Here is a 16180-nt window from a genome sequence, read left to right on the forward strand (position 1 = left end):
GATTTCTAATTTCCGAACAAACCGCGCAAAACATCACCAACATCAGGATTACGACGTTTTTGCGGTTGCTCCTGCTGCTGATCAGAATTTTGTGGAACGATTTTAGATTGATCTTCTGATTGGGCAAGCTCAATTACCGCTTGAGCCTGTGGCGGGATATTCCACTGCTTAAGACCTGCTTTTCTTAGCTTGTCATCATTAATGGACTTGCCTACTCCCCCCACAATCCCGCCAATGAGTCCTCCCAAATCCCCTGTATTTTCAGTGATTGCTTTGGTTCCAGTTGTGCCAGCAATATTGATCGCAAGAAAACCGTAATCCGGCTTCGGATTATTGATCGCTCCTCTAAGCGGAATGGAATAAACCTGATCAGCATTAAACGACGCGGAGAAAACACTTGGGTTTTGTAGAATAAACGACGCACCAAGAATCCCCATGAACGCATCGAGGCGATTGTTGTTCAGATTAGCGCGGACTTGGAATCCAATCGCGAGGTCTTCGGAGATCATCCAAACCTGTGATGGCTCTATAACACCATTCCTGATCGTAAAGGTCATCGGTGTAAACATCGCTGTATAGGTACCAGTGTTTCGGCTCTGTCCTAGCGGCAAACCAATGTTACGAAGTGCCGCCGTGAAAGATTGCATAAGCCAACCCGACCGTTTCATACGAAGTTCACCAAGCAGGAGTGTTCCGCTCATGTTCAGGTTCTGTGTTTGGAAGTTTGTGAGCGGCACAGAAAAATCTTCCTTATTCACGATCAACCGGATTGGTTTTTCAGATGCAATCGCATCGGCGAGAGCTGGCTGCGCCTTACTTAGCAGCGCCGAGAAAGTTTGTGGTGTGGGCGTAACCTTGGCATCAAAATTCTCGCGCAAAGTCAGCACGTAATCACGTGTCACATGCACATACGCAGGCACATTCAGCGTTTCGGATTGTATATCAATATCCATGTCTCCCGGGAACGAACCTTCAACCTTAACATTCCCAATCGGCCCAATCAGCGCAACCAAATCTCCATTCGTTCGTATCAACTGATCAACCAAATCAATCGGCATGTCCTGCACGGACGTGTTTGTATTCAACGTTAAGTTATCAAGGTTAAGCTTGCCACTCGATAGAAACAGTTGGTCCAGCTCTGACTTAACATGGATGCGGCCTGCTTGCTTCTCGACTGGTTGACCTTCCTCCTGCGGTGATCCCATCTCTGGAGCAGCGTTAGCTTCACTACGGTTCCGACTCAACGCAAGGTCATCTGCCGATTGAATATTAGCATTAAAATCGAGCGACGCTTGCTTCGTCAGGTCTGATGTCGTGAAAGTGCCAGCAATATCCGTCAACTGAAAAGCCCCACTACCTTGCCGTTCCAGATCCAATGGTGTTGAAGCAAGCTTAGCCGAAATCATTGTTTTTTCAGGTTCAAACGGCAGTGGAATATTGCCCTCACGTATCGCAAACGTCAGAGTAGCCGGAGAGGTCAGCCTAATCGGTGTGGTGCCCGCAGCAGCCCAACGGCCAGACGTCGTCATAAAATCTGCATAACGCACTGGTGTTAGCGTAAGTGCGATCTTGGAATCAGGCGTAAGCTTCATAAGTGCCTGCTTAGGCTCGCGGATTAATTTACCACCAATCGTGCTGTTTAGTGAATCAGATTCAACTGTCGCTGTAAGCGAGATCTGCTGACGAGGATCACCAACGGTTTTGAGGTTGATCATACGAATTGTTTGGCCGAGTAACGCAACAAGCTGCCCATTCTGGTCAGTCAAATCATCCAGTGTAAGCACAGGAAAGTTATTAATATTTAGATTGGTATCTTTCAGCTCTGCGTTCTGCCATTGATTCTTCGCAAAAGCAAACGCAAGACTACCCGTTAAATCCGCTGTGACATCTCGATCATGCAACTTAGCAGCAAGTTGAATCGGGATATCACCTGAAAGTTTCGTGGTTGGATGCATATAGAGTGTGAGATTAGAGACACTGAAGTTCTGTAATGCTGGTTGAGTGGGCGAAAACTGATCAAGACGGAGTGTAAAACCAGCCGTCACCTGATCTGGTGTAATAGGGCCACGAGTATTCTGAACCTCGAAACGCTCGAGTGAGAATGTGAGTTGAATTGGCTGCTGCACTGAAAGATCTTTCGATCCGGTAAGCTGCGTGAGTAAGGCTGGCTGAATCTGATAACGTGCCACAGTTTCCGGTGAAAGCGTATAGCCTTCGGGGGAACGTGTGGCATCAATAGTGACATTACCGTAAGCAGTATCAAGTTTCGCGGTAAACTTACCTTTGTTTTCCGTTGCTTGATAGTCGGCTCGTATGGTCGCATTGACTGACTTCCCAAGTGCGAGCATGTAGAGATTGTTCTCGCCTAGCAGGTCGTCCAACATTGATGCAAGCGGAAATGCTTCAAGGTTCGCAGCAACTTTTGAGGCATAAGTATCTTTAGCAAATAAATTTTCCGCAGTAAGCCAATCCGTTACATTCGCATCAACCATCAAATCACCGCGTTTCCCATTGACCGTAGCGGCTGAAGCCATATGCGCAATCAAGGCAGAACCAAGCCGGTCAGCTTGCAGCGTCACGGTAGTCCGCCGCAAATCTACTTCCCCGATATCTTCCGCCTGAAGCTGAATCGGCGATGCATTGAGATTCAGTTCTATCGCCATATCCGCAAGATTAATGTTGTTCTCATCGATTGGCACATTGAGATGGCTAAGCATCAGATCGAGTGTCAACGGTGCCAACAACTTTGAATTGACTTCACCAAAACGATCTTGAGATAGTGTCTGCCAAGCTTCCGGCGAAATATTTAATGTAAGTGTTGCAGGCTTGTTCGCAACCAGTGTTTTACCATCACTTGAAATATCCGCATCTGCCTTGATAGTTTGGCTGTTCGCGTTCACCTTCAGATTGAGTGATGCTAGCTTCCCATCAGCTTCGAGCGTTGCATCAAGTGTCGGACCAAGCAGCGCGGTCAATCTACCGTGTTGCTGAAGCATGCTATCCAGTGAATCGATCGGGAATGTTTGAATATTCGCATCCGCATCAATCTCGGCCTGATCCAGCAAAATCTGTCCATTGGCGTTCATAAGATTCTTTGCGGTCGCTGTAAGATTGATCTGCCCTTCACTAGAGCCTTGCGAAAGTGTTGCACTTAGAAGGAGATTGATCTGGCGTGGGTCTTTAAAATTGATATTGGTCTGTGGAATATTGAGCTTGATTCCAGGCTGTTCGGGTAACGAATAATCCACGGTCATGTTCTTAGCGACGAGATTGAATGAGAGATCTTTGATGGGTAGCGTTGCCATTGGTGTTTTAGCAAGCGTAGTATGACTTGCCTTCGGCACCGTTAACTGCACATTGCTCACCAACGCGATCTGAGCCGGTGTTTCTGATCCCTTCATGCCATTCGGCGATGCTTCAATCGCGTCCTGCAGGTTCGTTCTTCCATCAACGTATTGAATAATATCCGCAGAAAGATCCGTCACATCAATATTGCCGAGCTTACGCGAGCCAAACAACAGTGCACCGAGTGTGGCATCCGGCAGGTCCAACTGTTTCACCAAAAGCACTTCTTTGCCTTCTGGATCAAACAACCGTAGCCCTGACACATATTGCCCCGTAAACCAACCCAATGAAACTGATTCAATCTGCACTGAACCCGGAATCTTACCATCAATCACACGCACAACCAGACGTGTTCCCGCACCTGTACTGATCACAGTAGGCAGAAGCAACACAATCACGACGAACGCAAGAATAATTCCGCCGATCGTGTAACCGATCCATACCAAACGTCGCTTTGGCTTATTTTGTTCTGCCGGTTTACTGTTTGATTCTTCTGTCATATCACATTCCCCGCTATCCGTTTACTTATACACCATAGGACGACTCATACAACATAGACGCATAAAACCCCATGATGTTCATACCCATTTAACGCACAAACCCCCGCATAAATTTCATACGAGCTGTCCCTCCACTATCGGCGGGTCATTGGCGACACTTAGCCGCCATTTTCAGCCCATAAGTTTATCGCCAAATAGCAACTCCTTCTTGCATACCATTGTATTGATAATCCCCAACCATCTTGCTGAAAACGAGATTAAAAAAAGCCGCAACATTCTGTGCGGCTTTGAACAATTCGTGATATTTCTCACATACTACAACTTATCGGCAGCAATCGAGGCCAACTCTGATCTTTCGGACTTCGCCAGTGTCACGTGGCCAACCAACGCCTGTCCTTTCAGTCGCTCGATCATATAGGACAAGCCGTTGGACGATGCATCAAGATATGGATTATCGATCTGCGCAACGTCGCCAGTCAGAATAATTTTCGTACCTTCACCCACACGCGACACGATTGTCTTCACTTCATGTGGAGTGAGGTTCTGCGCTTCGTCCACAATGATAAATTGATGCGGAATAGATCGCCCACGGATGTACGTGAGCGGCTCTAGCACAAGCTGCCCTGAATCCATGTACTGCTTAATGCGTTGCTCGGGATGCTTAGATTCGGCATGTTGCGAACCCGCGCCACGTGTGGACATCAAGTAGGTAAGGTTATCGAAAATAGGCTGCATCCAAGCGGAAAGCTTTTCATCTTTGTCACCGGGTAGATAACCGATGTCGCGCCCCATTGGCATAATCGGACGGGCTACGAGAAACTTATCGTAACGTTCTTCGATGAAGGTTTTGCTCATGCCTGCCGCAATCGCGAGAAGCGTCTTTCCCGTCCCTGCTTGGCCGAGCAGTGTAATCAACTTAATCTCATCATCCAATAGCAAATCCATCGCCATGGTTTGCTGAATATTCCGTGCCATAACACCAAAAACAGGCTTACGTGGCCCGTGGATCGGAATCAGGTGATTTGTATCTGCAAGACGGCGTGCAATGCCAGAGTGTGACTGATCGATATTAGATTGCAGCTTCACAAATTGATTGGCAAACAGTTCTATCGGCTGCGTGCTGCCGTCGTCATAGGTCATGACCAGGTATTCTTCAAGCTCACCCACGTTGAGTTGTTTTTCTTCATAAAGCTTATCGATAATCTCATCAGGCACTGTAAGTTCAATATAGCCAGAGTACAGTCGGTCGCTATCAACCTTCTGCGCTTCAAAATCTTGCGTTTCAATACCTAGCGCGTCAGTCTTGATGCGCACATTGATGTCTTTTGTGATCAGGATGACATGCTTACCAGCTTCTTTAAGATTCCATGCCACACCAATGATACGGTTGTCCGGCTTTTCTTCCGCGAGCCATTGCGGACGATCCTTATCTGAAAATTCAATCTTGATGCGCCCCCCGTGCCCATTCCATTCAACTCCATCAGCCAACGCCCCTTTCAAACGGAGTTTATCCAATTCACGAATAATCTGGCGCGCGTTGCGACCAACATCATCATTCTCTTTTTTGAATTTATCCAACTCTTCCAACACCGCGAACGGAATTACCACTTCATTATCATCAAACATATAAAGTGCGGCAGAGTTGTGTAACAGAACGTTCGTATCCAAGACAAAATACTTGACGTGCGTGGGACCTGAAGGATTGGAACGACTCAAGGTATGATCCTCTCTTACTGATTCAAATGGGGTGCTTACAAGTTCGAAGCAGCCTGTTGTTACTACGGCTCAAACCGATATTCGGTTCATCTGTCATTATCGGTTTCTCACCGCCACTACCGTAAAACATGTGCCATCTAGCGTAAAGAAAAATATGACAAACGACCATGATTCATGCAACGTGCCCATCTTAACGCCAACCTAAGCCGCAATGGTGAGAAATGAGTAAAGGATTGTCGCAAGTTGCCAAAAAGATCATTTTGGTGTGGCTTGATAGAGCCGAAATGAAGCGGTTTCCGCAAGAATTTCATGAGTGAAGCTGGCTTTTGCAAACATCCTCGGATAGGGCAAAAATGCATTCGCAACCACAAGTAATCGGCCGGTATCTGAAAGATGGTCACGGGCCGCACCAAGCAAATGCTTGAGCATGCGTGTGTCATGTTCGTGCTGGCTATGGAATGGTGGATTGGTCACAATCAGATCAAAAGTTTTGGATTCATCGGGCAACGGAGATAATTTCACCTGCCCCTGTACACCAAGTGAAAGACGATGCTGTATACCTAAACTTGTCGCCGCATAAATATCTGTTTTATCAACAAGATCATGCTTAGCAAGATTGAGCATCGCAAGCCTAAGCGCGTGATAGTCAACATCCGACAAACGTACATGAGCAGCCCCTTGATATGCTGCTGTAATGCCGATTGGCCCCGCGCCACAACCCACATCCCAAACACACTCACCGGGCTTAACCGTCATATGATCAAGTAGCAAAGCTGTAGCAGGGTCAAGATCGTCATATGAAAACACACCAGGCTGGGTTTGAATCGTGATATCTTGTCGCTGATGCTTGAAAGTATATTGATGTGTAGAACCGGGAGTGTTACCGGGGATCAACATCCAATCTGTTGGCCGGCTCACCACATCAGTTTTGATGCAGTACGCAACACGACAGTGCTTTTTAGTAATGAGTGTTTCCGAATTGCCAAAGCATTGTGCCGCATCCTTGATGATAGTTTTTGCACCAAGCTTGGTTTGCCCAACAAGATACAACCGTCCGTTTGGCACAAGTAATTGATATGCGGCAGCGATCAATAACCGGCTGTATTGCCGCCCTTTCGGAATAGGTAGCAACACCACATCAAACGATTGGTTCGTAGACGGATACGCTGCATTTAGTACGGTGAGATTGGGAATCGCAGGCAACTGGTTATCCATTGACAACAAACGGCGACATGCAGTAATAGAAGCAAGCTTACACACCCCAGCAAGGCCGGCAGTGAGTTGCAACGAAGCATCCTCAAACACCAATGCACGAGATGGCTGTGATTCAGATACATTCTGCGCAACAGCTTGAATAAGCAAGCTATAAGCATCCTGTTGTGTTGTAACGGTAATACTCAATAGGAACAGACCCCATCTATCGTAAATCAAAACAACAAACAAATATACCGAGATTATAGCACAAGAGACATCTACTTGGTGGCGACGTAAGCCGCCATCAACGCATGCTTGTGCAAGACATCCACATCAGAAAATCCAGCGGCATAGAGCTGGCGAGATTGCCAACCTAATGATCGCGGCGTGTCCTCTTTCTCGATATAAGCAAAAACTTCATCACGATATGCTTCATCCTTAAATGCAATCAGATAATCACTGTATAACTTCTGACACGCTTGCTGTGCCGAGGAATTATCGTGCGCAATCATATCGAATACCCATAGCGATGCGCCGGGCTTAAGCGTCGTATAGATTTTCACAAAAGCATCCTGCCATTGCTTATCTTCACGCAGATGATGCAATACCGCGCCAGCCAAAACCACATCATACTGATCATCCATTATTGTAACATGCTGAAAATCATCGCAGATCGGTGTGATTGTACCGCTTGTATGCGGCATGAGCCGTTGTACTGCACGTTCAAGCATATTGGGTGAAAGATCAATCAGTGTGATCTGTAAATCCATTGGTTCGTCGGGCGGCAAATCCTGTTGCTCGCGCAAATGCTTGATCAGATTCAAACTAAAATTCCCAGCACCACACCCTATGTCCAAAACGTGAGTCATCTTTGGATAGGTCGCCGCTGCACACTCTGCGATCATGTTCAGACACAGCGCCCCATCAATCGCAGCGGTCTGCCCTATCTCTAGGTTGGAAAAGCGATCAACATCGTGATCAAAACGTTCGCGGATCTCTTCCGCAGTTGATTTTTTGCTGTAATCATAAGGCGTTTTCATGATTAATCTCGTTACAGTGCATGAGAAAGCTTAGACAGCGTGCTTGCACGCTGTACTGAAAATCGTATTTTCAGGTTAATGTCTGAATGATCGGAAACTGTCAGTTATCAGGGCTGATCTACCGGAGCAGGTTCTTCGGCAGGTAGCTTGATACGGTTAATCGCAGCAAGATACGCACGAACAGCCGCTTCAATTACGTCAGTTGAGAACGCCCTGCCCCGTACTTTGCGTTCACGGTGTGTGATCTGTACGGAGACTTCGCCTTGTGCATCTTTGCCGCCCGTGATGGCACGGGTTTGATACTGTTCCAGCTTTACCACCACGCCGGTGATCCGCTGAATCGCTTCATAACAAGCATCAATCGGGCCATCGCCTGTCGCAGCATCCATTTTTTCCGCGCCGCTTGAATCACGAAGCACCACAGTTGCGGTGCTGATGACGCCCGTGCCACTGCTGATTTGAAAGCGAGCAAGCTCCCAGAGTTGCCGTTGAGATTCGAGTTGTTCATCCAAAATCGCTTCGATGTCTTCGTCGTAAACATCCTTCTTCTTATCAGCTAAAGTTTTAAAAGCGTCATACACCTTGTCGAGCATCGCTTCATCTACAGTGTAGCCCAAGTCAATCACACGGTCTTTGAGCGCATGGCGGCCGGAATGTTTGCCCAACACAAGCTTCGATTCAGGCACACCGATGTCATGTGGATTCATAATCTCATAGGTGTTACGGTTTTTGAGCATGCCGTCTTGATGAATGCCGGATTCGTGAGCGAAAGCATTCTCGCCGACAATCGCCTTGTTGCGCTGCACGTGCAAACCGGTGAGATTGGAAACCATGCGTGATACGGGATAAATACGCTTGGTGTCAATGTTGGTTGCGAAGTTATAAACGTCACTGCGCGTATTGAGCGCCATCACAATCTCTTCAAGCGCTGCGTTACCCGCACGCTCACCAATACCATTGATCGTACACTCGATCTGCTTCGCACCGTTTTGAATGGCTGCGATTGAATTCGCCACAGCCAACCCCAAATCGTTGTGGCAATGTGACGAAAGAATAATGCCTTTTTCGTCGATGACCGGGAGCTGTTCACGAACATAAGAAAAGATCCTGCCATACTCCGCAGGTGTGGCGTAGCCAACCGTGTCAGGAATATTGATCGTCGTCGCACCGGCTTCGATCACGGCAGCAGTCACATCAACAAGATAGTTGAGTTCAGTACGCGAGCCGTCTTCCGGCGAAAACTCGACGTCATCGGTGTATTGCCGAGCATGCGCAACAGACTTACTGGCAAGCTCAACGATCTGTTCGAAAGCTTTTTTGAGCTTGTGTTCACGGTGAATTTTGGACGTGGCGCAGAATACATGGATGCGAGAGTTCTTGCCATCCTTGACCGCTTCACCGGCACGATCAATATCTCGCGGCACGCAACGTGCCAACCCTGCCACCGTCGTACGTTCGAGTTCTTGGCTGATTGCGCGGACAGCTTCAAAATCACCTTGCGAGGTAATCGGGAAACCTGCCTCGACAACATCGACGCCGAGTAGTTCGAGTTGCCGCGCTATCTCAAACTTCTCAGAGAAGTTTAGCGATGCACCAGGAGATTGTTCACCATCACGAAGAGTGGTGTCGAAAATCCGGATGCGGGTTTGCTCGGGAGATTTGTCGGTGTTGTCTTGGTTCGTAGCCATCGGCCAAACTCCTGGTTAGGCGGTTGCCTGTGTCGATGCTCATCAGATTGAGCTGCTCAATTCTACTATGAAAAAACCCTGCCTGAGTTGTCAGACAGGGTTGATGATTGCTGTAAAGTCTTAACAGCCCTATCCGACGGTTTTGCGCAAGCTAAGCAGAAGGTCTAGCGCTAGGCCTTCGCTAAGGATGCTAAGTCGAATGTTTCGGGTCGTGTTCATGGCTTGTAAGGATAAACAGGTCCTTGGGGTGTGTCAATAGTAGCTTGCAAATAAGCTGTGAGTCTTATCGGTGGTTTTTGCCACGAGCTTGAACCTGCTAAGCAACATCAAGCGCGGTAAGTTACGACCAAGAAGCACTGCATCGGCGACTTGCCGCCGCAAGCGATCATGTGTGGCACATCCGCACGATAATGAGCGGAATCACCTTTCTTGAGTGTGCAGATATCCTCGCCGGAGTGAACCGAGGCAGCCCCCTTAAGTACGGTGAGGAATTCAGTCGTACCTTCAAAGTGCGAAGCGGATCGCATCTGCGCTCCGGGATTCAAACGGATCTCGTAGAACTCAACATCCTTCTCCTTGTTCAGCGGGGAGAGTGTGCGGACTTGCATGTTTTCATCGGATTTGTAGAGGAAAGTCGGGTCGTCACCACGGATGATCTGGATGTGCGATTCCGACATAGCAATATCCACCAACTGCCCGAGCGGCAGGTCGAAGGCTTGCGCGATCCGATATGCCACCGCCAGTGTCGGGTTAGCTTGCCCACGTTCGATCTGCGAAAGCATGGATCGAGACACATGAGACGCATCGGCAAGCTGTTGAAGAGTCCAACGGTGCTGCTTGCGGAGTTCTTTGATGCGATGGCATACCGCTTGAGTGACGGGATCGGCGTGGTCTGGCCGATCATGAAGCGAGGCAACAGAAGCGGGGTCGGCGATCTTTTTGGGTTTCTTCTTAGATGCGGCCACGATTCTTCCGTTTTTGTTGGATTTGTGTCTTGCTTACAGAACCTGCCCGTATAGCATAACGGACACCTGTTCACGATATTGTATCACATGCCGCAGCAAGGGGCAGCAAAAATGCAGACAATGAAAGCACTGGTCAAGCGGCGAAGCGAGGAAGGACTTTGGCTCGAAGATGTCGCGATCCCGATGGTTGGCGTAAACGATGTTTTGATCAAAGTTGATCGCACGGGTATCTGCGGCACAGACTTACACATCTATAACTGGGATACGTGGGCACAAGCAACGATCCCTGTTCCGATGGTGGTTGGTCATGAATTTGTGGGTGAGATCGTCGAAGTTGGCAGTGCGGTAACGGATTTCTCGGCGGGTAATATCGTGTCTGGCGAAGGGCATGTGGTGTGCGGTCATTGCCGAAATTGCATGGCCGGGCGACGGCATCTCTGTGCACAGACCAAAGGTATCGGTGTAAATCGACCGGGCGCTTTTGCAGAATATATATCGCTACCGCAGACCAATGTCTGGTTGCACGAACACGGGCTCGGACGTGATGTGAAATCAATCTTTGATCCATATGGCAATGCGGTGCATACCGCGCTCACATTTGATGTTCTCGGCGAAGATGTTTTGATCACTGGGGCGGGACCGATTGGTTGCATGGCTTGTGCGGTCGCGAAGTATGCTGGCGCAAGATATGTCGTGATCACGGATGTAAATAAATACCGTCTTGACCTCGCTAGAAAAATGGGCGCGACAATAGCGATCAATCCAAAAGAGAAAAACCTGCAAGATGTCCAGCAGGAACTTGGCATGGCCGAAGGATTTGATGTCGGCATGGAGATGTCGGGCAATCCAGATGCATTCCGCTCGATGTTGAAGAATATGTGCCATGGCGGCAAGATCGCAATGCTCGGCATACCCAGTCAGGACATTGCAATAGATTGGAACGAAGTCGTTTTCAATATGATTACGATTAAGGGAATTTACGGCCGGGAGATGTATGAAACGTGGTACAAGATGACTGTAATGATTCAAGGTGGACTCGATATCAGCCCCATCATCACGCACCGGTTCAACTACACCGACTTTGAAGAAGGTTTTAAAGTTATGCGTTCTGGTAAGTGCGGCAAAGTAATCCTCTACTGGAATCAGAACAACAAACCGCCAGGGGTATAGCCAGCATTCTTCGAACGATAAAATGGATTATCAAACCAATTTACAGTGCTAAGTAACAGGACCATCATCATGTATGGCAAGTTTCAATCACATCTGCAAACACAACTCGATGAAATCCGTGATGCTGGATTGATAAAAGAGGAGCGTATTATCAGCTCGCCGCAACGCGCACATATAGGTGTTGAGAATATCGACAATCCAAAGATCTTGAATATGTGCGCCAACAACTATCTGGGTTTGTCGGATCATCCGGAGGTGATTGCTGCTGCAAAGAATGCAATAGATAACTATGGGTACGGCTTATCATCGGTACGATTCATTTGTGGCACACAAACCATTCACAAGCAGCTTGAACAAACCATTTCACGCTTCCTCGGAACAGAAGATACGATTCTTTATTCATCGTGCTTTGATGCCAACGGCGGGCTATTCGAAACGCTTCTCACCGATCAGGACGCAGTCATCTCCGATGCTCTTAACCACGCCTCTATGATTGATGGTATCCGTCTTTGCAAAGCTAAACGCTATCGCTACAACAACAACGACATGGTTGATCTTGAAGCCAAACTGCAGCAGGCCGAACAGGATGGCGCTCGGTTTAAGCTGATCACGACTGATGGTGTTTTTTCCATGGACGGACATATTGCGCAACTGGATAGCATTTGCGATCTGGCGGAAAAATATGGCGCGTTGGTGCATTTTGATGATTGTCATGCCACGGGTTTTCTCGGCAAGACAGGCCGAGGGACACATGAATATCGTGATTGTATCAAGAAGATTGATATTACGACTGGCACACTTGGCAAAGCAATCGGCGGCGCGTCGGGTGGCTACACGTCTGGCCGCAACGAAATCATCACCCTTCTCCGTCAGCGGTCTCGACCATATTTATTTTCTAATTCAGTCATGCCCGGCATCGTCGGCGGATCACTCAAGGTGTTTGAGATGCTTGAAGAAAGCACCGCACTGCGGGATAAACTGGAACAAAACACAAAGTTTTTTCGGGCGGAAATCGCAGACGTTGGGTTTGAGATCATCGAGGGTGAGCATCCGATCACGCCGATCATGATCGGCGATGCGGCACAGGCGGTGCGATTAGCGGATGAGATGCTAAAACGAGGTGTGTATGTGATTGCGTTCAGCTATCCAGTCGTGCCCAAGGGCAAAGCTCGGATCCGCGTACAGGTATCGGCCGCACATCGCGAGGATGATTTAGGGTTTGCGATTGAGCAGTTCGCCGCAGCAAAACAATCGCTTGGGATGCCATGACTCAGGATGATGAAATACTGGATTGTGCGTACAGAACCTGCATTTAAGGACACATCTCTCCCGTAACAATGTGTATCGAAAGCTCTCTTTCGGCGTTGTATGATCCGGACCCGGTTCATGCATATATTTGAGCATTGAGCGATGATCGCCATAATGGTTTGACTGGGAATGCGTGGGCACCTCCCAAGGCGGGGACAAACACCAGAGAAACCAACCAAGCAATTTGGAGATTGTGATATGACCACGACGACGGGTGAGCCGATTACACTGACCAATGGCAAGCTAAACGTGCCGAGCACACCGATCATTCCCTTTATTGAAGGTGACGGTACTGGCCGTGACATCTGGAAAGCCTCACAGGCGGTCCTTGATGCGGCTGTCGAAAAAGCCTACGGCGGCGAAAAGAAAATCGCTTGGCAAGAAGTCCTTGCTGGCGAGAAAGCATTCAACGCAACCGGCAGTTGGCTGCCCGATGAAACGCTCGACGCCTTCAAGCAATATCTTGTCGGCATCAAAGGCCCACTGACCACGCCGGTCGGCGGCGGCATCCGTTCGCTCAACGTCGCACTTCGTCAGATCCTCGACCTCTACACCTGCCTACGCCCAGTCCAGTACTTCACAGGCGTACCCTCCCCTGTGAAGCGCCCTGAACTCACCGACATGGTTATTTTCCGCGAGAACTCCGAAGATATCTATGCCGGCATCGAGTTTGAAGAAGGCACCGACGACTGCGACAAGTTCAAAGCATTACTCAAAGAAGCTTTCCCCGATCGCTTTGGCAAAATCCGCTTCCCCGATACCACCGGCATCGGCATCAAACCTACTTCACAGCAAGGCACCGAACGTCTCGTTAAAGCTGCCATCCAATATGCCATCGATAATGATCGTGACTCCGTGACGCTTGTCCATAAAGGCAACATCATGAAGTTCACCGAGGGCGCTTTCCGTGACTGGGGCTACCAAACTGCGAAGGATCACTTCGGCGCAACCGAACTCGACGGCGGCCCATGGTGCACACTTAAAAATCCGAACAATGGCAAGACTATCACCATCAAAGACGTGATCGCTGATGCATTCCTGCAACAGATTCTTACACGTCCTGCTGAATACTCCGTCATCGCCACCATGAACCTCAACGGCGATTATGTTTCTGACGCACTCGCTGCATGTGTTGGCGGCATCGGCATCGCGCCCGGCGGCAACATCAACTATGACACCGGCCACGCCATCTTCGAAGCCACCCACGGCACCGCACCCAAATATGCCGACCAAGACAAGGTCAACCCAGGCTCGGTCATCCTCTCCGGCGAGATGATGTTCCGTCACCTCGGCTGGAACGAAGCGGCAGACCTGATCATCAAAGGCCTTAACGGCGCGATCGGTGCAAAGACCGTGACCTATGACTTTGAACGCCAAATGGATGGCGCAACACTGCTGAAATGTTCAGAGTTTGGCGACGCAATCATCAAGCATATGGACTAACTCGCGGTTAGACTTTACACTCAAAAGCCTGTGCCTCTCGCACGGGCTTTTTTATTTACATGCCTGTTGAAACCTCACATGAACATGCTACGTTTCAAAGCCATCATAATCATCCTTTGCTTTTCAGCCATGCTTGGCTGCCATGCTCCGCGTCGCGCAGAATCACCCACCGGCCGTTATTTTTCCATCATGACCTACAACATCAATCGCGATTTGCCTGACCACGCAGCTACCGTCGCTCTGATCAAAACCCATCTCCCCGATATCGTTGTGCTCCAAGAAACCAATCCCATGTGGGAATCGAGACTACGTACCGCCTTGCATAATCACTATCCATACACACAATTCAAACATCACGAATATGGTGGCGGGCTCGCCATTCTTTCAAAATTTTCTTTTCATACCAACGCTTATCTCCCCTCACCAGCAGATAAATATCCTGCGTGGCTTGTCCAGACTGAAACGCCCATTGGCCCACTGCAAATACTTGCGGTCCATCTACACGCACCCGTCAATCATGAACGTCAATTCACGTTGAATGCATGGCTGACCCGGGGCAAGGATCGCCTCCGAGAGATCCAATCCTACCTGCCAGCCATTAATCCAAAACAGCCACATATCATTCTTGGCGATTTCAATGTTCATCCCAATCACGATGCAGCACGCTTCCTTCAACAGCACAATTACATCAACGCGCTTGATGAATTCCACCCCTATGCACACACATGGCACCAGCGCATTGGCTTATTCCAATTCAGTAACCAAGTCGACCACATCTACTACAAATCCCCCCTTTACTGCTTCGATACATTTACTCTCAATGGTGGTGGCTCAGATCATCAACCGCTCATAGGCTTCTTTACAGTAAAGCCACAGGCCATCACAAAACCTTCAAATCCACACAGCAACTAATCCTCTTCACTAGTTCTCTCAGCCAAACATACAGGGCCACCCTGACTTATCCGCTCGCAAACGCTCTACCCTGCTCATCGCCATTATGACGATGCAATACCTCAGACTGCGCTCAGTCTCTTTCTATAACATTGATCCTAACACTGGGAGCTGATCATGTGTAAAGCCTACTTCACCCTCACACACCTACTGGCCAAGTCCGGCTTGGGCCCCTTACTGCTCCGTCTCATGGTCGGCTGGGTTTTTATCTACCACGGCACACAAAAACTCTTCGGCTGGTTTGACGGACCCGGCGTCGCAAACGCCACCGAATACTTTAAAACACTCAACATTCCGCTGCCTGAGCTGGCGGTCTATGTTGCAGCATGGGGAGAACTCGTCGGCGGCGTGCTCTTAGTACTCGGTCTTTTCACACGCCCTGCTTCTCTCGCACTCGCCATCATCATGGCTGTCGCTATCTACTCGGTCCATCTCGCAAACGGGTTCTCCATGCAAAACAATGGCTACGAATACCAATCTGTTCTTGGCGTCGTTGCGATCGCATTCCTCTTCGCTGGCCCCGGCTGTATCAGCATCGATCGATTGATCTGTCTTTGCTGCGGTGGCAGCAAATGCAAAACGGAATGTGACGACAGCAAAACCGAGGCATGCGACAACAAACCTGCCGACGATCAGAATCAGGACGAAGAAGAGACCGGCGAAGGACACGCATAAATCACCTCACCAAATATTCAAACCAAAACTAATACCCGGCTACTGCCGGGTTTTTCTTTGGCGGCACATCACCCCGCAATATAAATCACAAGATCCCGTTGCCCCTCGAAATAAAACATGTGGCCTACACGTTTAACTCGTAGAACCTCAGCGGTGCTTCACATACACCGTTTTGATGATCAAAC

Annotated in this window: 11 protein-coding genes; 5 read left to right on the forward strand and 6 right to left on the reverse strand. The window is 48.9% G+C overall.

Features of this window, described 5'->3' with window-relative positions; all coding sequences use genetic code 11:
- Nucleotides 1–5: 5 nt before the first annotated feature.
- The 6 genes from ACQ6WK_RS10690 to ACQ6WK_RS10715 form a co-directional block, all read right to left on the reverse strand.
- Complete coding sequence (locus ACQ6WK_RS10690; RefSeq protein WP_432797373.1) at nucleotides 6–3845, reverse strand: hypothetical protein; 3840 nt, start codon at nucleotides 3843–3845, stop codon at nucleotides 6–8.
- Nucleotides 3846–4160: 315 nt separating this feature from the next.
- Nucleotides 4161–5561 (reverse strand): PhoH family protein, encoded by a 1401-nt coding sequence (locus tag ACQ6WK_RS10695; RefSeq protein WP_432797374.1) that lies wholly within the window; start codon nucleotides 5559–5561, stop codon nucleotides 4161–4163.
- 255 nt (nucleotides 5562–5816) lie between these two features.
- A complete protein-coding gene (locus ACQ6WK_RS10700) occupies nucleotides 5817–6923 on the reverse strand; it encodes a methyltransferase (protein ID WP_432797375.1) in 1107 nt (368 codons plus the stop codon).
- A 110-nt stretch (nucleotides 6924–7033) separates the two neighbouring features.
- Complete coding sequence (locus ACQ6WK_RS10705; RefSeq protein ID WP_432797376.1) at nucleotides 7034–7795, reverse strand: class I SAM-dependent methyltransferase; 762 nt, start codon at nucleotides 7793–7795, stop codon at nucleotides 7034–7036.
- Nucleotides 7796–7902: 107 nt separating this feature from the next.
- Nucleotides 7903–9483, reverse strand: a complete 1581-nt coding sequence (locus ACQ6WK_RS10710; RefSeq protein ID WP_432797377.1) for a 2-isopropylmalate synthase — start codon at nucleotides 9481–9483, stop codon at nucleotides 7903–7905.
- Nucleotides 9484–9809: 326 nt separating this feature from the next.
- Entirely contained in the window at nucleotides 9810–10448 is a 639-nt protein-coding gene (locus ACQ6WK_RS10715; protein ID WP_432797378.1) for a helix-turn-helix domain-containing protein, read from the reverse strand.
- Between the two features lie 120 nt (nucleotides 10449–10568).
- On the opposite strand from ACQ6WK_RS10715, the gene tdh reads away from it, so the two are divergent.
- The 5 genes from tdh to ACQ6WK_RS10740 all read left to right on the forward strand — a co-directional run bounded on the left by tdh (nucleotide 10569) and on the right by ACQ6WK_RS10740 (nucleotide 15995).
- Nucleotides 10569–11618, forward strand: a complete 1050-nt coding sequence (gene tdh, locus ACQ6WK_RS10720) for an L-threonine 3-dehydrogenase (RefSeq protein WP_432800393.1) — start codon at nucleotides 10569–10571, stop codon at nucleotides 11616–11618.
- A 69-nt stretch (nucleotides 11619–11687) separates the two neighbouring features.
- Nucleotides 11688–12887, forward strand: coding sequence for a glycine C-acetyltransferase (kbl, locus tag ACQ6WK_RS10725; RefSeq protein WP_432797379.1), 1200 nt, complete (start codon nucleotides 11688–11690; stop codon nucleotides 12885–12887).
- Nucleotides 12888–13124: 237 nt separating this feature from the next.
- Nucleotides 13125–14369 carry an NADP-dependent isocitrate dehydrogenase gene (gene icd / locus ACQ6WK_RS10730; RefSeq protein WP_432797380.1) on the forward strand — a complete coding sequence of 415 codons (1245 nt, stop codon included), beginning with the start codon at nucleotides 13125–13127 and terminating at the stop codon, nucleotides 14367–14369.
- A gap of 78 nt (nucleotides 14370–14447) precedes the next feature.
- Nucleotides 14448–15281, forward strand: a complete 834-nt coding sequence (locus ACQ6WK_RS10735; RefSeq protein WP_432797381.1) for an endonuclease/exonuclease/phosphatase family protein — start codon at nucleotides 14448–14450, stop codon at nucleotides 15279–15281.
- A 156-nt stretch (nucleotides 15282–15437) separates the two neighbouring features.
- Nucleotides 15438–15995, forward strand: a complete 558-nt coding sequence (locus ACQ6WK_RS10740; protein ID WP_432797382.1) for a DoxX family protein — start codon at nucleotides 15438–15440, stop codon at nucleotides 15993–15995.
- The last annotated feature ends 185 nt before the right edge of the window (nucleotides 15996–16180 follow it).

The organism is Poriferisphaera sp. WC338 (assembly GCF_050931845.1).
Taxonomy (GTDB): domain Bacteria; phylum Planctomycetota; class Phycisphaerae; order Phycisphaerales; family Phycisphaeraceae; genus Poriferisphaera.

Excerpts from the sequence above, each read along its gene's own strand:
- ACQ6WK_RS10690 (WP_432797373.1), bottom strand. The coding sequence starts at position 3,845 with ATGACAGAAGAATCAAACAGTAAACCGGCAGAACAAAATAAGCCAAAG.
- ACQ6WK_RS10705 (WP_432797376.1), bottom strand. The coding sequence starts at position 7,795 with ATGAAAACGCCTTATGATTACAGCAAAAAATCAACTGCGGAAGAGATC.
- ACQ6WK_RS10710 (WP_432797377.1), bottom strand. The coding sequence starts at position 9,483 with ATGGCTACGAACCAAGACAACACCGACAAATCTCCCGAGCAAACCCGC.
- tdh (WP_432800393.1), top strand. The coding sequence starts at position 10,569 with ATGAAAGCACTGGTCAAGCGGCGAAGCGAGGAAGGACTTTGGCTCGAA.
- kbl (WP_432797379.1), top strand. The coding sequence starts at position 11,688 with ATGTATGGCAAGTTTCAATCACATCTGCAAACACAACTCGATGAAATC.
- icd (WP_432797380.1), top strand. The coding sequence starts at position 13,125 with ATGACCACGACGACGGGTGAGCCGATTACACTGACCAATGGCAAGCTA.
- ACQ6WK_RS10735 (WP_432797381.1), top strand. The coding sequence starts at position 14,448 with ATGAACATGCTACGTTTCAAAGCCATCATAATCATCCTTTGCTTTTCA.
- ACQ6WK_RS10740 (WP_432797382.1), top strand. The coding sequence starts at position 15,438 with ATGTGTAAAGCCTACTTCACCCTCACACACCTACTGGCCAAGTCCGGC.